General features: G+C 75.9%; 18 protein-coding genes. 10 read left to right on the top strand and 8 right to left on the bottom strand.

All coding sequences use genetic code 11. From position 1 onward, the window contains the following. Positions 1–35: 35 nt before the first annotated feature. The 3 genes from purE to Q0967_RS00850 are packed head-to-tail and all read left to right on the top strand — an operon-like array spanning position 36 to position 2,787. Positions 36–533, top strand: a complete 498-nt coding sequence (gene purE, locus Q0967_RS00860; RefSeq protein WP_298748191.1) for a 5-(carboxyamino)imidazole ribonucleotide mutase — start codon at positions 36–38, stop codon at positions 531–533. Positions 534–554: 21 nt separating this feature from the next. Further along, entirely contained in the window at positions 555–1,580 is a 1,026-nt protein-coding gene (locus Q0967_RS00855) for an LLM class F420-dependent oxidoreductase (RefSeq protein WP_298747617.1), read from the top strand. 43 nt (positions 1,581–1,623) lie between these two features. Further along, positions 1,624–2,787: an acyl-CoA dehydrogenase family protein gene (locus tag Q0967_RS00850; protein WP_298747619.1), complete on the top strand. Its 1,164-nt coding sequence runs from the start codon at positions 1,624–1,626 to the stop codon at positions 2,785–2,787. 17 nt (positions 2,788–2,804) lie between these two features. Here the strand turns inward: Q0967_RS00850 and Q0967_RS00845 are convergent, their stop codons facing one another. Together Q0967_RS00845 and Q0967_RS00840 are read right to left on the bottom strand one after the other, a co-directional pair. Next, positions 2,805–4,553, bottom strand: coding sequence for a serine/threonine-protein kinase (locus tag Q0967_RS00845; protein ID WP_298747622.1), 1,749 nt, complete (start codon positions 4,551–4,553; stop codon positions 2,805–2,807). A 38-nt stretch (positions 4,554–4,591) separates the two neighbouring features. Then, positions 4,592–5,851, bottom strand: coding sequence for an LCP family protein (locus tag Q0967_RS00840; RefSeq protein WP_298747625.1), 1,260 nt, complete (start codon positions 5,849–5,851; stop codon positions 4,592–4,594). A gap of 86 nt (positions 5,852–5,937) precedes the next feature. Between Q0967_RS00840 and Q0967_RS00835 the strand changes: the two genes are divergently transcribed. Further along, positions 5,938–6,915 carry a glycosyltransferase family 2 protein gene (locus tag Q0967_RS00835; RefSeq protein ID WP_298747628.1) on the top strand — a complete coding sequence of 326 codons (978 nt, stop codon included), beginning with the start codon at positions 5,938–5,940 and terminating at the stop codon, positions 6,913–6,915. Between the two features lie 3 nt (positions 6,916–6,918). On the opposite strand, the gene Q0967_RS00830 is transcribed toward Q0967_RS00835, so the two are convergent. Genes Q0967_RS00830 through Q0967_RS00820 form a run of 3 tightly spaced genes read right to left on the bottom strand, consistent with a single transcriptional unit; the run spans position 6,919 to position 9,145 of the window. After that, positions 6,919–7,587 (bottom strand): 3-oxoacid CoA-transferase subunit B, encoded by a 669-nt coding sequence (locus tag Q0967_RS00830; RefSeq protein ID WP_298747631.1) that lies wholly within the window; start codon positions 7,585–7,587, stop codon positions 6,919–6,921. Positions 7,588–7,590: 3 nt separating this feature from the next. Then, positions 7,591–8,388 (bottom strand): CoA transferase subunit A, encoded by a 798-nt coding sequence (locus Q0967_RS00825; RefSeq protein WP_298747634.1) that lies wholly within the window; start codon positions 8,386–8,388, stop codon positions 7,591–7,593. Between the two features lie 10 nt (positions 8,389–8,398). After that, the gene (locus Q0967_RS00820) at positions 8,399–9,145 is read right to left on the bottom strand and encodes a TIGR03089 family protein (protein ID WP_298747637.1); all 747 of its coding nucleotides are present in this window, start codon (positions 9,143–9,145) and stop codon (positions 8,399–8,401) included. A 61-nt stretch (positions 9,146–9,206) separates the two neighbouring features. Between Q0967_RS00820 and Q0967_RS00815 the strand changes: the two genes are divergently transcribed. Next, entirely contained in the window at positions 9,207–10,142 is a 936-nt protein-coding gene (locus Q0967_RS00815) for a DNA-3-methyladenine glycosylase (protein WP_299448823.1), read from the top strand. Here Q0967_RS00815 and Q0967_RS00810 read toward each other — a convergent pair. Both Q0967_RS00810 and cofD read right to left on the bottom strand, forming a co-directional pair. Beyond that, positions 10,120–11,163: a coenzyme F420-0:L-glutamate ligase gene (locus Q0967_RS00810; protein ID WP_298747643.1), complete on the bottom strand. Its 1,044-nt coding sequence runs from the start codon at positions 11,161–11,163 to the stop codon at positions 10,120–10,122. The genes Q0967_RS00815 and Q0967_RS00810 overlap by 23 nt on opposite strands. 1 nt (position 11,164) lies before the next feature. Further along, positions 11,165–12,172 (bottom strand): 2-phospho-L-lactate transferase, encoded by a 1,008-nt coding sequence (cofD, locus tag Q0967_RS00805; RefSeq protein ID WP_298747646.1) that lies wholly within the window; start codon positions 12,170–12,172, stop codon positions 11,165–11,167. Between the two features lie 159 nt (positions 12,173–12,331). Between cofD and Q0967_RS00800 the strand changes: the two genes are divergently transcribed. The 3 genes from Q0967_RS00800 to Q0967_RS00790 are packed head-to-tail and all read left to right on the top strand — an operon-like array spanning position 12,332 to position 17,444. Continuing rightward, positions 12,332–12,601, top strand: a complete 270-nt coding sequence (locus Q0967_RS00800) for a WhiB family transcriptional regulator (protein ID WP_058891690.1) — start codon at positions 12,332–12,334, stop codon at positions 12,599–12,601. 53 nt (positions 12,602–12,654) lie between these two features. After that, positions 12,655–15,837, top strand: a complete 3,183-nt coding sequence (locus Q0967_RS00795) for a glycosyltransferase (RefSeq protein WP_299448820.1) — start codon at positions 12,655–12,657, stop codon at positions 15,835–15,837. Next, the gene (locus tag Q0967_RS00790; protein WP_298747707.1) at positions 15,834–17,444 is read left to right on the top strand and encodes a DUF5719 family protein; all 1,611 of its coding nucleotides are present in this window, start codon (positions 15,834–15,836) and stop codon (positions 17,442–17,444) included. Before Q0967_RS00795 ends, Q0967_RS00790 begins: the two co-directional genes overlap by 4 nt. A 49-nt stretch (positions 17,445–17,493) precedes the next feature. Here the strand turns inward: Q0967_RS00790 and Q0967_RS00785 are convergent, their stop codons facing one another. Further along, the gene (locus Q0967_RS00785; protein ID WP_298747709.1) at positions 17,494–17,880 is read right to left on the bottom strand and encodes a metallopeptidase family protein; all 387 of its coding nucleotides are present in this window, start codon (positions 17,878–17,880) and stop codon (positions 17,494–17,496) included. A gap of 89 nt (positions 17,881–17,969) precedes the next feature. On the opposite strand from Q0967_RS00785, the gene Q0967_RS00780 reads away from it, so the two are divergent. Together Q0967_RS00780 and manB are read left to right on the top strand one after the other, a co-directional pair. After that, positions 17,970–18,338, top strand: coding sequence for a DUF3499 domain-containing protein (locus tag Q0967_RS00780; protein WP_298747711.1), 369 nt, complete (start codon positions 17,970–17,972; stop codon positions 18,336–18,338). A gap of 24 nt (positions 18,339–18,362) precedes the next feature. Continuing rightward, positions 18,363–19,775: a phosphomannomutase/phosphoglucomutase gene (gene manB / locus Q0967_RS00775; protein ID WP_298747713.1), complete on the top strand. Its 1,413-nt coding sequence runs from the start codon at positions 18,363–18,365 to the stop codon at positions 19,773–19,775.

Raw genomic sequence — 19,775 nt, 5'->3', positions numbered from 1 at the left:
AGGACCACCCGGTGCCGCCCCTCGTCGGCCTGGTCATGGGCAGCGACAGCGACTGGCCGGTGATGGAGGCCGCGGCGCAGGCGCTCGAGGAGTTCGGGGTGCCCTTCGAGGCCGACGTGGTGTCGGCGCACCGGATGCCGACCGAGATGATCGACTACGGGCGCACCGCCGCCGACCGCGGGCTGCGGGTCATCGTCGCGGGCGCCGGCGGGGCCGCCCACCTGCCCGGGATGCTCGCGTCGGTCACCGTCCTGCCCGTCATCGGGGTCCCGGTGCCGCTGAAGCACCTGGACGGACTGGACTCCCTGCTCTCGATCGTGCAGATGCCGGCCGGGATCCCCGTGGCCACCGTGTCGGTGGCGGGAGCCCGCAACGCCGGCCTGCTGGCGGTGCGGACCCTCGCCGCCGGCGAGGGCGAGCGGGCCCAGCGGCTGCGCGAGCAGCTGGCGGCCTTCGCCGACGACCTGCGGGACCAGGCGCACGCCAAGGGCGAGCGGCTGCGCGCCCGCCGGGTCGGGCCGCCGGCACCCTGAGCGCGGCGTAGGGTCGGGGCCATGCGCTTCGGACTCTTCGTGCCCCAGGGCTGGCGGATGGACCTCGTCGGCATCCCCCCGCAGCAGCAGTGGGGGGCCATGCTCGACGTGGCCCGGCACGCCGACGCGGAGGAGGGCTGGACGTCGGTCTGGGTCTACGACCACGTGCACACCGTGCCCGAGCCCAGCGAGGAGGCCTGCCACGAGGCCTGGACGCTCATGGCCGCGCTGGCCGCGACCACCGGACGCGTGCGCCTGGGCCAGATGTGCACCTGCATGAGCTACCGCGCGCCGACCTACCTCGCCAAGGTCGCCGCGACCGTGGACGTCATCTCCGGCGGTCGGGTGGACATGGGCATCGGCGCGGGGTGGTACGAGCACGAGTGGCGCGCGTACGGCTACGGCTTCCCCGGCGCGGGGGAGCGGCTGGCGCGGCTGCGCGAGGGCGTCGACGTCTTCCGGCAGATGTGGACGACCGGGTCGGCGACGCTGGACGGCGAGCACTACCAGGTCGACGGGGCCATGTGCTTCCCCCGACCCCTGCAGGGCAGCACCGAGGGGTTCGGGGGCAGCCCGCGCAACGGCATACCGGTCTGGGTCGCCGGCGGCGGGGAGCGCAAGACCCTGCGCATCGCCGCCGAGTATGCCGACGCCACCAACTTCGACGGCTCCCCGGACGGGTTCCGGCACAAGTCCGCCGTGCTGGCCGAGCACTGCGCCGACGTGGGCCGGGACCCCGAGGAGATCGTCCGCAGCGCCAACTACAACGTCGTCATCGGCCGGGACGCCGGCGAGGTGGAGGAGCGGCTCAGCGCGGTGAGCGAGCGCTACCGTCGCGCCGGGCTCTCCGAGGAGGCGGCGCGGGCCCAGGCCGAGAGCCTGCGCACCCAACCCCTGGTCGGGACCCCCGAGCAGGTCGCCGAGTCGCTGACGGGCCTGGAGGCGCTGGGCATGACCTACGCCATCACCTACTTCCCCGAGGCGGCCTTCGACACCTCCGGCATCGAGCTCTTCGAGAGCGAGGTCATCCCCGCGCTGGGCGGGTGACGCGCACGTCAGGCCCGCTCCGGGCGGGGGTACGCTGCCCCCCATGAGCACGAGCGAGTTCGACCTGTTCCGGATCAACGAGGATCACGAGGCGCTGCGGGAGGCGGTCCGCGAGGTCGCGGACGAGCAGATCGCGCCGCACGCCGCCGCCGTCGACGAGGAGGGCCGCTTCCCCGACGAGGCGCTCAAGGCCCTCGTCGCGACCGACTTCCACGCCCCGCACATCGCCGAGGACTACGACGGGGTCGGCGCGGACGCGCTGGCCACCTGCATCGTCATCGAGGAGGTCGCCCGGGCCTGCGCCAGCAGCTCGCTCATCCCCGCCGTCAACAAGCTCGGCACCATGCCGCTCATCCTCGCCGCCAGCGAGGAGGTCAAGGCCAGGTACCTCCCGGCGGTGGCCTCCGGGGCGGCCATGTTCTCCTACGGCCTCTCCGAGGCCGGGGCGGGGTCGGACACCGCGGGCATGACCTGCAAGGCGGTCGCCGACGGCGACGACTTCGTCCTCACCGGGCAGAAGTCGTGGATCACCAACGCGGGGGTCAGCGAGTACTACACCGTCATGGCCGTGACCGACCCGGACGGCCCCCGCGGGCGCAACGTCACCGCCTTCGTGGTGGAGAAGGGCGACGAGGGCTTCACCTTCGGCGCGCCGGAGAAGAAGCTCGGCATCAAGGGCAGCCCCACCCGGGAGCTGCTCTTCGACGGCTGCCGGATCCCGGGCGACCGCATGGTCGGTGGCCTCGGGGAGGGCCTGAAGATCGCCCTGCGCACCCTGGACCACACGCGGGTCACCATCGGGGCGCAGGCCGTGGGCATCGCCCAGGGCGCCCTGGACTTCGCCCTCGGCTACGTCAAGGAACGGCAGCAGTTCGGTCGGTCCGTCGCCGACTTCCAGGGGGTGCAGTTCATGCTCGCCGACATGGGCATGAAGCTCGAGGCCGCCCGCCAGATGGTCTACGTCGCGGCGGCGAAGTCCGAGCGTGGAGACGCCGACCTGCCGTTCTTCGGCGCGGCGGCCAAGTGCTTCGCCTCGGACGTCGCGATGGAGGTCACCACCGACGCGGTGCAGCTGCTCGGGGGGTATGGCTACACCCGCGACTTCCCCGTCGAGCGGATGATGCGGGACGCCAAGATCACCCAGATCTACGAGGGCACCAACCAGATCCAGCGGGTCGTCATGGCCCGCCAGCTGCTCCGCGGCTGAGCCGGGCCGCGACGGGCTCAGCCGCCGTCGCCGCTGCCGGTGCCCTCGCTCTGGTCGTCGCGGTTGGTGTCCTCGCGGTTGGTGTCGTCGCGGTCGGTGTCGTCGCCGTTGCCGTCCCCCTCGTCGGGGTCGCCGTCCTCGCTGCCGCTGTCGGCGGCGTCGGTCGGCTCACCCGACCTGCTGCGCTCCACCGCCTGCCGCACCGAGATGCGGGCCTGTCCGTCCTCGCGGACGACGCCCAGCGTCTCCTGCTGCTCGATGACGACCGGACCGTAGGTGTAGGTGACCACGGCGTCGACCTGGGCGGTGCCGTCCTCCTGCTCCTGCGCCGTGAGGTCGGTGACCGAGACGGCGTCCAACCCGTCCGCGATGTCGGGGGCGATGTAGGCCGAGGGGGTGGTCAGCTCCTGCGCGGCCGCGAGACCCTCGCGCTCCAGCGTGGTGTAGAACTCCTCCGCGAGGCTCTGCGCCTCCTGGGCGCTGACCGGCGTGCCGGGTGCCTGCGAGGTCGGGCCCGGGTCCGCCGGGGTCCCCCCACCGGTGTCGGGAGCCGTCGCGATGCTCCACACCAGCCAGCCCAGCAGCAGGGCCAGCGGCACGGCGAGCAGCCAGCCCAGCCACACGCCGCGGCGGGGCTGGGTCCGGACGGGGCCGCCGCGGCGGTCGGCCCCCTGGGGCCGGTGCTCGCGGTGGTAGGTGGGTGGGGGATCGGCGGGGGCGTCGGCGCGGACCGGGTCGGGGGTGGCCCGGGGGAAGGAGCGCGTGGGGTCGGCCTGCGGCACCGCCTGGGTGTGGTCGGCTGCGTGACCGGCCGCCGCACCGGCGGCAGCACCGGCCGCGGCGCCGGCGGCGGCACCCGCGGCGGCCGGACGTACGCCGCCGCCCCCGTCCTCGGGGTCCTGACCCTCCGCGACGGCGCCGAGCTCCCGGGCCGCCCGGGCCGCGTCCCACCGGCTCTGCGGATCGGGGTCCAGCATGCCCTGCAGCGCCGCCGTGAGGGGCCCTGCGTGCTCGGGCGGGCGTGGCTCCTCCCGCGCGATCGTGTGGAGCTGGGCCACCGCGTTGGGCCGCTCCTCGTAGGGCCGTCGACCCTCGACGGCCGCGTAGAGCGTGGCGCCCAGGGCCCAGACGTCCGAGGCGGTGCTCGGGTCCTCGCCGCGGGCGAGCTCGGGGGAGAAGTAGGCGGCGGTGCCCGACACGAAGCCGGTCCGCGTCAGCTGCGGGTCCTCGTCGGCCCGCGCGATGCCGAAGTCGGTGAGCTTCGCGTCGTGGCCCTCCCCGCCGGTGAGCAGGACGTTGGCCGGCTTGACGTCACGGTGCAGGATGCCGGCGCGGTGGGCCGCGGCCAGCGCGGTCGCCATCTGCGCCCCCACGGCGGCCACCTGATCCGGCGGCAGGCGTCGGCCGTCGCTGATGAGCTCGGCCAGGGAGGGGCCCTCCACGAACTCCATGACGATCCAGGGAGACCCCTCGTGCTCGAAGGCGTCGTAGACGCGGACGACGTGCTGGTGGGCCAACGTCGCGCTGGTGCGGGCCTCGCGGAACCCGCGGCTCAGCAGCACCTCGGTGTCGGGCTCGCCCCCGACCCGCTTGAGGGCGACCTGCCGCCCGAGGTTCTCGTCCGTCGCGAGCCAGACGTGCCCGCCCCCACCACGGCCCAGGGTGCGGACGATGCGGTAGCGCCCGGCCACCAGCGTGGGGTCCTGCGACGCCGGTGCGGGAGCCGTCGTCTCCGGCTCGTGGTCCGTCTCGTGCGGGTCCGCCATGGTCACCTCCGATCAGCGCAAGGGTAGCCCGACGGGGCTCAGGGCTCGACAGTGATGGCCTGCCCCTGACGGAGCGCGGTGAACAGCTGGCTGGCCCCCTGCTCGTCCCACAGCACGGTGCTGCCCACCTCCGTCGGGTAGTTCGTGTCGGCGATGGGCACCGTCACCGAGTTGCCCTCGCCGGCCGCGACCTGACGCATGGCCCAGGCCATCCGGCCCGCCTCGAGCATCGAGGTGTCGTCGCCCAGGCTGAGAGCCGACCCGGTGGAGGTGCCCACGTCGTGCAGCCGCCAGGGCACGAGCACGGTGGCGGGGGTGAGCATGCGGTCGACGAGGGCGGAGAGGAACTCGCGCTGCCGCTCGACGCGGCCGAGGTCGCCACGCGGGTCGCTGTACCGCATGCGGACGTATCCCAGCGCCTGCTCGCCGGCCAGCTCCTGGCACCCCGCCGGGAGGTCGATGTGCGCCTTCTCGTCCGCGATCGGCTGGTCCAGGCACATCTCCACGCCCCCGACCCCGTTGACGACGTCGACGAAGCCGCCGAAGCCGATCTCGAGGTAGCCGTCCACCCGGAGCCCGGTGGCCCGCTCCACGGTGTCCACGAGCAGCTCGGGACCACCGTTGGCATGGGCGGCGTTGAGCTTGTTGAACCCCCCGTCGCGGATCTCGACGTAGCTGTCCCGGGGCAGGCTCACCAGGGTCGGCGCGCCGACGGTGGGCACGTGCAGCAGCATGACCGTGTCCGCCCGGTGACCCTCGGTGAACCCGGTCCCGAACTCGCCGCGCTGCTCGTCGGTGAGCTGCTCCCGGCTGTCCGTGCCGACCAGCAGGTAGTTGGCCCCGGCCGCCCCGATCGGGCGGTCGGCCACGTCGGGGGTGGCGTCGATGCGGTTGACGCTGCCCCAGACCAGGGCGACGACGACGATCATCGAGACGAGGTAGGCGACCACGCCCAGCGCCACCAGAGCGGCGGCGCGGCGGAGGGCGTAGCGCGGTCGGCGTCGCCGGGGCGGGGGAGCGGCGTACCGCTGCCGGTCCTCGGGCCGCTCGTGCCCGGCATACCGGTCCTGGTCGTCGTGGCGACCGTGCTCGTCGTACCGCGACGGGGGCCGCTCGCGGTCCCGATCGTCACCGCGGCCCTGCCGCGCGTCGTACCCCCAGGCGTCGTCGCGGTCCGGGCCTGGCCGGTCCACGTAGGGCAGCGGGATGCGCTCGGTGGCGTCGGGGTCGTGGCGACGGCCCCCCCGCGGGGTACGCGGCATGGGGCGGGTCCAGTCGTCCTGCGGATGGTCGGGCACGGGACGACAGACTACGTGCTCCACCTTGCCCCGGGCTGGGAGTGCCGCACCGTCGCGCGCGTCCACGAGCCGGGTAGCCTCGCGGCGTGAGCTCTGCGTCCCGGCCCGTCTCCGCCCCGCCCGTGTCGGTCGTCATGACCGTCCTCAACGAGCAGGAGCACCTGCCCCAGGCCGTGCGCTCGGTGCTGGCCCAGGACTACCCGGGCGCGATGGAGGTGGTCCTCGCGGTGGGCCCCAGCCGGGACCGCACGCAGGAGGTCGCCGACGGGCTCGCCGCCGCGGACGACCGCGTCCAGGTGGTCCAGAACCCCTCGGGCCGCACCCCGGACGGCCTCAACGCCGCCGTGGCGCGGGCCCGTCACGAGATCGTCGTCCGGATGGACGGGCACGGGGAGCTCAGCGAGGGCTACGTCCGGCGCGCGGTCGAGATCCTCGAGGAGACCGGCGCCGCCAACGTCGGCGGGATCATGCTGGCCGAGGGGACCGGCGCCATGCAGGAGGCGGTCGCGCTGGCGATGCGCTCGCCGCTCGGCATGGGCGCCGAGCGCTTCCACGTCGGGGGTGAGGCCGGGCCGGCGGACACCGTCTTCCTGGGCGTGTTCCGGCGCGACTGGCTGCGCCGCGTGGGCGGCTACGACCCCGCGTTCACCCGGGCCCAGGACTGGGAGATGAACCACCGGATCCGGCAGGCCGGCGGCACGGTGTGGTTCACGCCGGAGCTCACGGTGACCTACCGTCCCCGGTCCACGTTCCGCGACCTCGCCCGGCAGTTCTACGGCAGCGGGCAGTGGCGACGGCAGGTGGTGCGCCAGCACCCGGACTCGGTGAACGCCCGCTACCTCGCGCCTCCGGTCACCCTCGGCCTCCTCGTCCTCGGGGCGGCCGGGGGCGTGGCGTGGCGCCCGCTGTGGCTGCTCCCCCTCGGGTATGCCGCCGCCGTCACCGCCGGCGGCGCCTGGATCGCGCGCGGGCGCGACCCGAGGGTCGTGGCACGGATGCCCGCCGTGCTGGCCACCATGCACCTCACCTGGGGTGCCGGTTTCCTGCGAGGCCCCCGCGGCTGACGGCTAGGCCGGCGGTTCAGGCTCCGGGGTGGGCTCGTCGAGGGCGACCCGCAGGGGCGGTCCGGTCCGCTCGACGACCTCCTCGACGGTGACGCCCGGTGCCAGCTCGCGCAGCACCAGGCCGTCGGGCGTGACGTCGATGACGGCCAGGTCGGTGATGATGCGCTGGACGACCCGTAGGCCGGTGATGGGCAGGTCGCACTCGTCGACGATCTTTGCCGATCCGTCCTTGGCGACGTGGTCCATGAGCACGACGACCTTCTTGGCCCCCATGACCAGGTCCATCGCCCCACCCATGCCCTTGACCATCTTGCCCGGGATCATCCAGTTGGCGATGTCACCGGCCGCGGACACCTGCATCGCGCCGAGGATCGCGGCGTCGACCTTGCCGCCGCGGATCATCCCGAAGCTGGTCGCGGAGTCGAAGAAGCTGGCGCCGGGGCGGACGGTGACCGTCTCCTTGCCCGCGTTGATGAGGTCGGGGTCCTCGTCCCCCTCGTACGGGTACGGCCCCACCCCGAGGATGCCGTTCTCGGACTGCAGGACCAGCTCGACGTCGTCCGGGACGTAGTTGGGGACGAGGGTCGGCATGCCGATCCCGAGGTTGACGTAGTCGCCGTCGTGCAGCTCGGCGGCCGCCCTGGCCGCCATCTCCTCACGGGTGAGCGGCATGGCTCAGGCCTCCTGGTCGGTCGCGGCGGGGGGACGCGGACGCGTGGTCCGCTTCTCGATGTCCTTGTCACCGGCCTGCTGCGCGGTGAGGGGCAGCACGCGCTGGACGTAGATGCCCGGGAGGTGGACGTCGTCCGGGTCGATCTCGCCCGGCTCGACCAGCTCCTCGACCTCGGCGACGGCGACCTGCGCGGACATGGCGCACAACGGGTTGAAGTTGCGGGCGGACTGGTTGAAGACGAGGTTGCCGTGCCGGTCGCCTCGGGCGGCCCGGACGAGGGCGAAGTCGGCGAAGATGGCGTGCTCCAGCACGTGGTCGCGGGTGTGCCCGCGTACCTCGAACCCGCGGGTCTCCTTGGCCGGGGACTCCTTGACCACGACGCCGTCGCTGTCGTAGAGCCACGGCATACCGCCCTCGGAGACCTGCGAGCCGACGCCGGTGGGGGTGAAGAAGGCCGGTATGCCGGCGCCGCCGGCGCGCAGCTTCTCCGCCAGGGTGCCCTGCGGGGTCAGCTCGACCTCGAGCTCGCCGGAGAGGTACTGGCGCGCGAACTCCTTGTTCTCCCCGACGTAGGAGGCGATGACGCGGCGGATGCGGCCCCGGGACAGCAGCAGCCCCAGGCCGGCGCCGTCGACACCGCAGTTGTTGGAGACGACCTCGAGGTCGGTGGTGCCCTGCTCGAGCGCCTGGTGGATGAGCACGGTGGGGATGCCCGAGAGCCCGAAGCCGCCCACCGCGACGGTCATCCCGTCGGTGAGCCCCTCGAGCGCCTGCGCGGCGGAGGCGACGACCTTGTCCATGCCCGCGAGGCTACCGGTCGGTCGCCGGCTTCCCGCCGCCGGTCCCCGGGCGGTGGTCGACGCCCTCGGCGGCCCAGCGGGGGTCGTCCTGCGGTGCCGCCCCGCCGTGGACCAGGACCCCGGAGGCCTGGCGGTCCAGGAGCTGCAGCACCTGTCGCACGAACAGGCCGGGATCGCTGTCAAAGAGCAGCGTCCGGGCGCCGTCCGGCACGTCCGGCAGCCCGGTGAGGAGGTCGGCGTAGGTCACCCGCTCCCCGGCGCTGACGAGGGCCGTGTCCCCGTCCTCCGCCTCGTCCCACGCGGTGAAGTCGTCGGCGTAGCTCGCGAGCTCGGCCGCCTCGTCCATCACCCCCGAGCGCAGCTCGCCGCCGAAGCGTCGGGCCAGCGCGGGCAGCGACACCGCGACGACCTCGTCGCAGTCGTCCGCGACGGGCGCGTCGGGATCGGCGGTGACGAGCACGTCGGCGCCCTCGTGGGCGTCGACGGTGAGGGTCGCGCCCACCGACCACACGGCCAGCGCCCAGTAGGCCAGCCGCCAGTGCGGGGCGGGCAGGTCCACGAGCACCACCGAGCCCGGCTGCACGTCGAGCCCCTCCTGGAGCGCGTTCGCGGCCTTGGCCACCCAGGTGCCGAGGACTTTGCGCGAGATCTCGATCCGCTCCCCGGCACCCTCGGGACGGTCGTCGTAGTAGGTGAGAGCCGGGCGGGTGGCGTCGGCGGCGACGGCCCGAGCGAGGATCTCGTGAGGAAGCTGCACGACGCCCACGCTAACTGCTGCCCTTGCGTCCGGGGCAACCAGCGAGGCAGGGTTGCGGGTCGTGGACACGGCCCGGCACCGCGTATGGCGCCCGCTCGCCCCCCTCGACGTGGGGGCGACCTGGGGCACCTTGCGCCGCGGGGCGGGGGACCCGGCGTGGCAGGTCGGCGGGGGCGCGCTGTGGCGGGGGCTGTGCACGCCCCAGGGCCCGGCCACCCTGCGGCTGCCCCGACGACCGGCGGACGCCCCCGTGGCGGCGCGGGCGTGGGGCCCGGGCGCGGAGTGGGTCCTCGAGCACCTCCCGCGCATGCTGGGGGAGGAGGACGAGCCGGACGGCTTCGTCCCGGTCCACGAGCCCGTGGTGCAGGCGCTGCGGCGGCACCCCGGCTGGCGGGTGCCCCGCACCGGGCTCGTGCTGGAGTCGCTGGTGCCGGCGGTGGTGGAGCAGAAGGTGACGGGGCAGGAGGCGTTCTCGGGGTGGCGCCGGATGGTGCAGCGGTTCGGCGAGCCGGCACCGGGCCCCGGCGCGGGGCTCGGCCTGCGGGTGCCGCCCTCGGCGGACACCCTGCTCGCCGTCCCGTCCTGGGAGTGGCTGCGGGCGGGGGTGAGCCCGCAGCGGGCCGACACCGTCCTGCGGGTGGTGCGCGTCGCCGCCCGCCTCGAGGAGTGCGTCGCGCTCCCGCACGCGACGGCGCGGGCCCGGCTCACCGCCGTCCCCGGGGTCGGGGTCTGGACCGCCGCCGAGACGGCGCACCGGGCCCTGGGCGACCCGGACGCCGTGTCCTTCGGCGACTACCACGTGGCGGCCAACATCGGATGGGCCCTGACCGGCCGACCCGTCGACGACCACGGCCTGGTGGAGCTGCTGCTGCCCTACGCGGGGCACCGCTACCGGGTGCAGCGTCTGCTCGAGCTCTCCGGGGCGATGCGACCGCGCCGGGGCCAGCGGATGGCCCCGCGCACGCACCTCCCGGTCACGCGTCACCGGTCCCGCTGACGACGCCGACCCCCGCCCGCAGGTCCTCGCCGGCCAGCGCCACCTCGAGGCGGGCGGCGACCCTGCCCGCCAGCACCGGGTCCGGTGCCCGCACGACGAACCCGTCGACCACCGTGCCGCTCACCCGGACGCCCTCGTGACCCAGCAGCGCCAGCGCCGTGGCGCGCCCCGCCCGCTGCTCCGCCGACTCGGGCACGACCCCGGGCAGGCCGACCTCCTGCGCGGCGGTGCTCCCCGGAGGGGCACCGAGCGCCGCCCGGACCGCCTCCCGGTGGCCCAGGGCGAACCAGTCTCCGGGTCCGGTGCGGACCAAGCGGCGCGCCCCGTCCCCGGGGGCCTCCAGGACCAGCGCCTCGACCCCCCGCACGAGGACCGCCCCCACGCCGCTCGCCTTGCCCTTGACGAGGTCCGCCGCGGCGGCGAGCTCGTCCGCGACGGCGCGGCTGGTGACCGACAGGGTCCGCCCGTCGGCGTCGGGCGCACCCCGGAGGTCCTCCAGCACGACCATCCCGCAGGCGCCCAGCGCCAGGTCCGTCTGCCCCTCCCTCCACGGCCGCCCGGCCGTGTCCGTGAGGAGGAGCCCGAAGCGGGCGACGTCGCCGGCCCCCGCCACCAGGTGCGCGCGCACGGCCCGGTGCAGGTCTCGCGCCGCCCGGTCCGGGTCGCGGGGGAGCACGAGCACCGCGTCCTCCGCCCCGGTGTTGCTGGCGTCGACGCCCGCCGCGGCCAGCACCGGGCCGGCGACCGACTCCACGACCTGGGTCAGGCCGGAGGGCGTGAGGCGCTCGGCCACCACGCGCACGGTGTGCTCACGCACCACGTCGAGCCGGTCCGTGGGCGCCTCGTGGCGCAGCCCCAGCGCCTTGGAGACGAGCTTGCTGGAGACCACCACCACGTCGCCGTCCTGCACCCCGCCCCAGCGCTCGGCGGCGCCGACCAGCGCGCCGGCGAGGTCCAGGCCCTCGGTCACCTCGGGGATCCCGGTCAGCGGCAGCACGTGCAGGGCGTCGGGCCCCGCCACGTCAGCCCCGACCCGCGGTCGCGACGCGCAGCTCGCGCCCCAGCTCCAGGGCCGCTCCCGCCAGCCGGGCCGCCCCCTCCTGGTCCCGCATGAGCAGGTCGAGGGACCGGACGCGCAGCCTCGAGGGGTAGTCGACGGTGGCGGGGTCGTCGGCGGTGTCGACGAGCCAGCCGTCCAGGAAGTCGGCGTAGAGGCCCGCGACGCCGGACGCGCTGACCTCGACGCCCAACGGGCGCAGGCAGGCGTCGGCATGCCCCCGGACCGGTCGCCCCCCCAGGAGCGGGCTGACCCCGACCACCGGGGCCCGCGTCCCCCGCAGCGCCTCCCGCACGCCGGGGACGCCCAGGATGATCCCGATGGACACGACCGGGTTGCTCGGGGGCAGCAGGACGAGGTCGGCCGACCGGATCGCGTCGAGGACCTGCGGGGCGGCCGAGGCCTGCGCCAGGCCGGCCACGGTGAACCGGTGGGCCGGGAGGGCCGCCTGGTGGCGCACCCACCACTCCTGGAAGTGCAGGGCCCGCTCCCCACCCTCCTCGTCGTCCACGACCACGTGGGTCTCGATCGGGGTGTCCGTCGCCGGGAGGAGCCGCACCCCCTGCTCCGGCAGCCCCCACCGCGCGGCCAGCCGCTCGGTGACCTGGCTCAGGGTGAGGCCCTGGGCCAGCCACCGCGTGCGTGCCAGGTGGGTGGCGAGATCACGGTCACCCAGGGTGAACCACTCCGGCCCCACGCCCAGCGCCGCGAGCTCGCGCGCGACCGCCGTGGTCTCCTCGGCGCGGCCCCAGCCCTGGGCCTCGTCGACCGCGCCGCCCAGGGTGTAGAGCAGGGTGTCCAGGTCCGGGCACACCCGCAGCCCCACCAGCGTGATGTCGTCGCCGGTGTTGCCGACGACGGTGACCGACGGGGGTCCGTCAGGCCCGTCGTGGCCGTCGCGGGGGAGCGCGGCGAGGAGGCCGCGGGTGAAGCGGGCGCCGCCGACGCCGCCGGCCAGGACGGTGATCTGCATGTCGGTATTGTCGCGTCGCGGCGGCGTCTAGCAGATGCGGGGTTGACTCCAGCGGATGACACGCGTGTAATTCAGGTGTTGCGATCTTGCGCCGGAGCACCTTCGGCCGCGGGGGCGTGGCCGGCGGCAGGTGTGTAGGCGAGAGGTCGAGGAGGAGCCATGCACGAGCTGGAACTGATGTCCATGATGCACGGGATCGACGAGACGGAGGAGATGTCCTGGCAGGAGCGGGCGCTGTGCGCGCAGACCGATCCTGAGGCGTTCTTCCCGGAGAAGGGCGGGTCCACCCGCGAGGCCAAGAAGGTGTGCGTCGGGTGCGAGGTCCGGGCCGAGTGCCTGGAGTACGCCCTGTCCAACGACGAGCGCTTCGGGATCTGGGGCGGGCTGTCGGAGCGGGAGCGGCGCAAGCTGAAGAAGCGCGCGGTCTGAGCGGTCGCCCGGCGCCGGTCGGCAGGACCGACCCGGAGGCCACGGACCCAGCCATGTCCCCGACACCTGTCCCGCCCCCGCCCGGCGCCCGCCGGGCCCGTGCGGCGACGGACGACGTACGGGTCGTCCTGCTGGGTGCAGCGGAGCCGGCTGCCGGCCCGGGCGTGGAGGGCCTCGACGAGGGGTATGCCCGGACGCTGCGGGCGGTGGCCCGGCAGGAGCGGACACCGGCGGGGGTGCTCGTCGTCCACCCGGACCCGGAGGGGGAGCGGGCCGCCGAGCTGCAGGCGCTGGCCGGCGAGCTGGGGATCGGGCTGACCCTCCTCGCGCACGTCGGGACCGACCGGGAGGCGCAGGTGGACGCCGCGCTGGGCCGGCTGCCCTCCGGCCCGGGGCGCTGGGTCTGGTTCCTCACCCCCGGTGCGGTCCCCGAGCCCGGGGCGCTCGCCGCCCTGGTCGGGGCGTCTCGACGCAGCAGCCGCGTCGGGGTGGTCGGGCCCAAGCTGGTCCGGACCGACCAGCCCCGGTTGCTCCGCTCGATGGGCCACCACCTCACCCCCGCCGGGCGCGTCGTGGACCCGACGGTGCGGGCCCTCGTCGACCAGGGCCAGCTGGACCTGCGGCAGGACGTGCTCGGGGTCCCGTTGAGCGGGTCCCTGGTAAACCGGGACCTGCTGGAGGCGATCGGCGGGCTGGACCGCGCCTTCGCCGCCGACGGGGTCGACGGTCTCGACGTCGGGTGGCGGGCGCACCTGGCCGGTCATCGCGTGGTCGTCGCCCCCGACGCCGTGGTCCGCCTGGACGACGCCGGCCTCGGGGTGGAGGACCCCCTGCGCACCCGCATCCGCACCCGACAGCTCGCCCTCGCCCGTGGCCCGGCGTGGGCGGCGCCGTGGCGCTCGCTCGGGGTGCTGCTCACGAGCCTGGCCGCGGCCCTGCTCCTCCTGCTCGTCAAGCGTCCTGCCGAGGCCGCCGGGGAGTGGGCGGACGTCCGGGCCGTGCTGGCTCCCGCCCGCGGCTGGGGAGCCCGACGTCGGTTCTGCCGGGCGCGGACCGTCGCCCCTCGTGACCTGGCCGGCCTGCACGAGCCGCGCGACGCCGGGTGGGGGGCGACCCTGGAGACGGTGGGAGAGGCGCTGGACCCCCGCTCGCGCCGGGCCCGGGGGTCGGGGCGCCGGCGTGCCTCCACCCGGTCCGCCGACAGCGGCCCGGTGTCGGAGGAGTTCGACGAGCTCGCGGGGGAGGGGCGCGCCGCGCGGTGGTGGAGCTGGCCGCTGGTCGCCACCGGCGCCCTCACCCTGCTGCTCACCGCCTGGTGGGCCCGGGGGCTCTGGGCCGGGCTCGACCCGGCCGGCACCGGCTGGGTCGGCGGGGAGCTCGGTCCCGGGCTCGGCGACGGCGCAGCGCTGTGGTCCTCCGCCGTCGACGGGTGGCGTGGGGGCGGTCTCGGGCACGACGACCCGCCCCAGACCTGGCTGCTGCCCCTGGCCGCCCTGGCCGCCGTGACGGGCCTGCTGCCGGGAGCCGGGCGGGACACCGCCGGACCTGCCCTGGCCTGGCTCCTCGTGCTCGCCCCCCTGCTCAGCGTGGTCACGGCATACCTGGCGCTGCGACGCAGCACCGCCCGGCGCTGGGCCCGCGCGTCCCTCGCCCTCGGCTGGGGCGTCGCCGCTCCGCTCGCCGCGGCCACCGGCCAGGGTCGGGTGGGCCCGGTCGTCGTGCACGTGCTCGCGCCCCTGCTCGTCGCCGGGCTGCTGGTGGTCGCGCACCGGGGCGGGGGCACCCGGCGGGCCGCCGCCGCCTTCGCGACCGCCCTGGGGCTGGCCGCGGCCTCGACCTGGGTGCCGTCGGTCCTCGTCGTCGCCACCGCCGCGGGCGTGCTCCTCCTCGTGCTCGGCCGCGGGGGAGCCCGCTGGCGCGGGGCCGTCGTGCTGGTCCTGCCGTGGCTGCTCCTGCTGCCCTGGTGGGGTGCCCTGGCCGCGCACCCGCTGCGGCTGCTGGGGGGTGCCGGTGCCACCACCGCCACGCTCGACCTCCCGTCGCCCTCCGCGCTCTGGCAGCTCCTCCTGCTGCAGCCTGCCGACGCCGGGGCGCCGGGCCTGCCCCTGTGGCTCGCCGCGACCTGGTGGCTCGCGGCCCTCGGTGGGCTGCTCCTGCCCGGCCGCGACGGGCGCCGGGTCGCCGCGCTGGTGCTGGGCGCCCTCGCCGCTGTCGGCGCGGCCCAGCTGGCGGCGCGGACCGCGCTGGGGGTCATGGCGCCGGGGCATCCCGAGGAGGGGCTGCTGGTCACCCTGTGGACGGGGCCGACGCTGTCGCTGGCGGGAGCTGCGCTGCTGCTGGCCGCCGGCACCACCGTGGAGCACCTGCTGCGACCGGGTGGTGCCGGCCGGTGGACCCGCCCGGCGACGCTGGCCGCGGTCGTGGTGCTCGCCGCCCCGCTCGCCACGGCGTTGTCGACGCCGTGGACCGCCCAGCGACCAGCCCTGGAGGTGGCCGGGCAGCCGCTGCCCGCTGTCGCCGTCGAGGAGGCGTACGGCCCGGGTGCGGTCCGCACCCTCGTGCTGCGTCCGGACGGTGCGGGCCTCGTCGTCGACCTGCAGGGTGCCGAGCCGGAGCCGGGACGTCTGCAGCGCGACCGGACCGTCGAGCTCGGTACCCCCACCCCCCGGCCGCAGCAGGTGGTGGTGGAAGGGGTCGTCGAGTCCCTCGTCGGCGGCGCACCGGCCGACCAGGCGCAGGACGAGCTGCTCGACCTCGGGGTCGGCTACGTCCTGCTGGAGTCCGACGACAGCCATCCCGCCGTCACCCAGCTGGACCGGATCTCGGGGCTCGGGCGGGTGTCCAGCCCTAGCGGCTCGGTCCTGTGGCGCATGGTCGACGGTGATCCCGGGCGCACCCGGGTGCTGGACGAGGCGGGCCGGGGCGTGGCCGTGCTGCCCGCCGACGGCCCGCACGGCGCAGCCTCGGGCCGGGTCGACGTGCCCGCCGGGGCAGTCCTGGCGGTCGCCGAGCCGTCCGGGTGGGCGCAGGTGGCCCAGGTCCGTGTGGACGGCCGGGAGGTCGCGGTGGAGGACCCCCACCGGGTCCCCCTGCCCCAGGGACAGCACGTCGTGGAGGTCGATCTCGAGCGACCGGGCCTGAGGGCGCTCGTCCTGGCGCTGGTGCTCGGCGCCGTGACCGCGTTCCTCGCCCTGCCCGTCGGACGGACCGAGGACGAGCCGGAGGAGGTCCCGTGAGCAGTGACGACCGGTCCCCCGGGGCCGTCTGGCTGCGGCCGGCCCTGGCCGCCGCGGCCGTGGCCGCGCTGGCCTGGACCAGCACGGTGCCGGGAGGCTGGGGTGCCGGCCAGGGCGACGGGTCGACGCCGACGGCCGGGCCCGGCACCTCCGCCGACGCCTCCGCCGACGGAGGGAGGCAGGCGCTCGTCGAGCAGGCCGCCCTGGCCTGCGCCGGCCGCGAAGGGCTCCCGGGCCGGGCGCTCGCCGTCACCGCGCCGGAGCAGCTCCTGCCCGGCGACGGGCCGGGGGCAGGACGTCTGCAGGTCCTCGGGTCGCAGGGGCCGTCCGCCGACCCCGTGCCGCTGGGGGAGGCGGCCGACGGCGTCCCGCTGGCCGAGGGGGACTCGGCGCTGGTCCTCGCCACGGGCAGCGACGCCGCGGGGCTGGTGGCCGGGCAGGTCCTCGTCGGCACCGGGGCGGAGCAGACGGCCACGTCGCCGCGCGGAGCGGCGCTCTCCGGGTGCGTGGCGCCCGCCGAGGACCAGTGGTTGCTGGCCGGGGGCGCCGAGCCGGGGCGCACCGAGAGCCTCGTCCTGACCAACCCCGGGGCCGACCCGGTGCGCGTCGATCTGGAGCTGCGCGGCGAGGCCGGACCGGTCCGGGTCACCGGGGGCGCCGGTCTCGTGGTGCCCGCGGGGGGCCGGCTGGTGCGACCCGTCGACGCCCTGGCGGAGGGTGTCGACGCTCCCGCCCTGGGGGTGCGCGCCGAGGGCGGCCCGGTCGCGGCCCAGCTGGTCGAGACCTACCGGGACGGGACCACCGAGCTCGGGGCGAGCGTCACGTCTCCGGCCGCCGCGCCCGCCCGGGACCTCGTCGTGCCCCCCGTCCCGTCGGGCGAGGACCCGACGGACCTGGTCCTGCGCGTCCTCGCGCCGGAGGGGGCGGCCGTGGTGGAGCTGGGCTCGGTGACGGCGACCGGACCAGCCACACCGGACCCCGCCGCCGTGCGGGTGCCGGCCGGGTCCACCGTGGACGTCCCGATCGCGGGCCTGGACGAGGGCGCGGCGGGGCTGCGGCTGCGCGCGGACGCCCCGGTCACCGCGTCGCTGCAGGTCCGGGTGGCCCCCACCGGGGACGAACCGCTCGAGGACGCGCAGGAGGCGACCAGCACCGGGGCGGACGAGGCGGCGGCCACCACCCGCGCGCCCGCGGACGGCAGCGAGGTCGTGCGTCCCGCCGGCGACCTCACCTGGCTGCCCGCCACGGCCCTCGCCGTCCAGCCGGTCGGCACGGCCGTGCCCGACCTCGTCGACGTCCCCGGGGCCCGGGTGGAGCTGTCGCTCGCCGCGCTGGACGCGACGACCGCCGAGGTCCTCCTGCGGACCCGCGAGGGTGCCACGACGTCGCAGACGGTGGACCTCGACAACGACACCAGCGCCCTCGTCGAGATCCCTGCCGGGACCTCGGCGGTGTGGGTGCGTCCCGGGGACACGACGATGCCGGGGCTCGCCGCCGCGCTGCACCTCACCGGGCAGGACGACCTCGGTCCCTACCGCGCGGCCACGACCCTGCGTCCCGTCCCGTGGACCCGAGAGGTCACCGCGATCACCAGCGTCGTGCCCTGAGCCGGCGACCCCTGGCGTCGTGCTCTGAGCCGGCGATCCCTCAGCCCGCTCAGACCAGGTCGTCGGGGTCCTTGCCCAGCATCCGCGCCACCTGCTCGACCACGACCTCGCTGACCAGCGAGGCCAGCTCGCTCTCGTCGACCGCCCGGTGCTCGACGGGGCGGCGGTAGACGACCAGTCGGGCCGGGACGCCCCGCTCGGCGGGGAACAACCGACCGAGCGCGACACCGTCCTCCCACGGCGCGGGGTCCGACGGCGGGACCTCCTCGACCGCCAGCTCCACGCCGAGGGGCGCGTCGAGCCGCCGCTCGAGGGCCTCGGCCGCGTCGAGGACGAGCTCGTCGAAGCGGTCCCGGCGCGTGCGCATGACCGGGACGCCCGGCCGCGCCAGCGGACCCCGCATCCCGTGCCCTCGCCGGTCCCGGTGCCTGCCCATGGTCGTGACCCTAGGCCACCGGGCAGCAGTCCCGCCCGCCACGGGGTGGCAGCACGGGTTGGTGGGTGCGGGCGCCTAGAGTGTCGGGCGTGACCCTCACTCGCCAGTGCTCGAAGACGGCGTGCGTCCGCCCCGCCACGTCGACGCTCACCTACGTCTACTCGGAGCAGACCGCCGTGCTGGGGCCCTTGGCGACGTATGCCGAGCCGCACAGCTACGACCTCTGCGAGGAGCACGCCACCCGGCTCACCGCCCCCCGTGGGTGGGACGTCGTGCGCCTGGAGCTGCCCGAGGGCGAGCCCCGCCCCCCGGTCGACGACCTCGCCGCCCTGGCCGATGCCGTCCGGGAGCACCGGGGCACGATCGTGCGGGTCGACCAGGACGTCGCCCAGCGCGAGGGTGCGACCGTCACCGAGATCGCCCGGCGCGGCCACCTGCGGGTGCTCCGCGACCGCTGACCGGGTCGGTGGAGGGAGCACGGCATGCAGGTCGCCGACGTCATCACGTCCTATGACATCCGGGGCCGCGTCCCCGGACCCCTGACCCCGGAGGTGGCGCGGGCCCTGGGCGCCGCCTTCGCCCAGGTCGTGGTCCTGCCGGAAGGGCACCGGGAGATGGTGCTCGGGCGGGACATGAGGGAGTCCTCGCCCGCACTCGCCGACGCCGTCCTCGAGGGCGCCCGGTCCCAGGGGGTGGACGTCACCGTGCTCGGCCTGTGCTCCACGGACGCGCTCTACTACGCCAGCGGGTCGGGTGGCCGGCCGGGTGCCATGGTCACCGCCAGCCACAACCCGGCGGGCTACAACGGGATCAAGCTCTGCCGCGCCGGGGCGCGCCCCGTCGGCCAGGAGTCGGGGCTGGGCGAGGTCAGGGACCTGGCCCAGTGGCTGCTCGACCGCGGTGACCTGCACACGCTGCCGGCCGGCCCGGCGGGGGCGGTCCGCCACGCCGACGTCCTGCCGGACTACGCCGCCCACCTGCACTCGCTGGTCGACCTCGAGGGCATCCGGCCGCTGCGCCTGGTCGTGGACGCCGGCAACGCCATGGCCGGCGTCACGGTGCCGGCCGTGCTCGGGATCGAGGGCCTGCCGATCAGCGTCGAGCCGCTCTACTTCGAGCTCGACGGCACCTTCCCCCACCACGAGGCCAACCCTCTCGACCCCGCCAACGTCCGCGACCTGCAGGACGCCGTCGTCCGGTCCGGCGCGGACCTCGGGCTCGCCTTCGACGGCGACGCCGACCGGGTCGTCCTCGTCGACGAGCGTGGCGTCCAGGTGCCGGCCGGTGCGGTGGCCGCCCTCATCGCGACCCGCGAGATCGCCCGCGACGTCGCCGCCGGGCAGAGCCCGCGGGACATCACGGTGGTCCACGGCTCGGTCGTCTCCCGCGGCGTGGAGGAGGCGGTCGCGGGCCTCGGTGCCCGGTTTGTGCGCTCACCCGTCGGCCACTCCTTCGTCAAGGCGCGCATGGCGCAGCACGGCGCCGTCTTCGGGGCCGAGCACTCGGCCCACTACTACTTCCGGGACTTCTGGTACGCCGACAGCGGGCTGCTCGCGGCGCTGCACGTGCTGGCCGCGCTGGGGCGGGAGCAGGGCACCCTGTCCGCGCTGCTCGCCCCCCTCGACCCCTACGCCGCCTCGGGTGAGATCAACAGCGGGGTGCGCGACGTCGCCGCCGCCACGGATCGGGTCCGCGACTGGGCACGCGCCCACGGTGCCCGGGAGCGGGCGGGCGACGGGCTGCTCATGAGGCGCGACGACGACCCCTTCTGGTGGGTGTCCTTGCGGGCCAGCAACACCGAGTCGCTGCTGCGGCTCAACGTCGAGGCGCAGGACGGTGAGACGATGGTCCGCGTCCGGGACGCCGTCCTGGCGCTCGTGAGACAGGAGGCCTGA

Origin of the sequence: uncultured Serinicoccus sp. (assembly GCF_947500995.1) — a bacterium.
Lineage (GTDB): Bacteria > Actinomycetota > Actinomycetes > Actinomycetales > Dermatophilaceae > Ornithinicoccus.
The sequence above is the reverse complement of the archived record's forward strand: the minus strand, read 5'-3'. Positions and strand labels throughout refer to the sequence as shown.

Excerpts from the sequence above, each read along its gene's own strand:
- purE (WP_298748191.1), top strand. The coding sequence starts at position 36 with ATGGGCAGCGACAGCGACTGGCCGGTGATGGAGGCCGCGGCGCAGGCG.
- Q0967_RS00855 (WP_298747617.1), top strand. The coding sequence starts at position 555 with ATGCGCTTCGGACTCTTCGTGCCCCAGGGCTGGCGGATGGACCTCGTC.
- Q0967_RS00850 (WP_298747619.1), top strand. The coding sequence starts at position 1,624 with ATGAGCACGAGCGAGTTCGACCTGTTCCGGATCAACGAGGATCACGAG.
- Q0967_RS00845 (WP_298747622.1), bottom strand. The coding sequence starts at position 4,553 with ATGGCGGACCCGCACGAGACGGACCACGAGCCGGAGACGACGGCTCCC.
- Q0967_RS00830 (WP_298747631.1), bottom strand. The coding sequence starts at position 7,587 with ATGCCGCTCACCCGTGAGGAGATGGCGGCCAGGGCGGCCGCCGAGCTG.
- Q0967_RS00825 (WP_298747634.1), bottom strand. The coding sequence starts at position 8,388 with ATGGACAAGGTCGTCGCCTCCGCCGCGCAGGCGCTCGAGGGGCTCACC.
- cofD (WP_298747646.1), bottom strand. The coding sequence starts at position 12,172 with ATGCAGATCACCGTCCTGGCCGGCGGCGTCGGCGGCGCCCGCTTCACC.
- Q0967_RS00800 (WP_058891690.1), top strand. The coding sequence starts at position 12,332 with ATGCACGAGCTGGAACTGATGTCCATGATGCACGGGATCGACGAGACG.
- Q0967_RS00795 (WP_299448820.1), top strand. The coding sequence starts at position 12,655 with ATGTCCCCGACACCTGTCCCGCCCCCGCCCGGCGCCCGCCGGGCCCGT.
- Q0967_RS00785 (WP_298747709.1), bottom strand. The coding sequence starts at position 17,880 with ATGGGCAGGCACCGGGACCGGCGAGGGCACGGGATGCGGGGTCCGCTG.
- manB (WP_298747713.1), top strand. The coding sequence starts at position 18,363 with ATGCAGGTCGCCGACGTCATCACGTCCTATGACATCCGGGGCCGCGTC.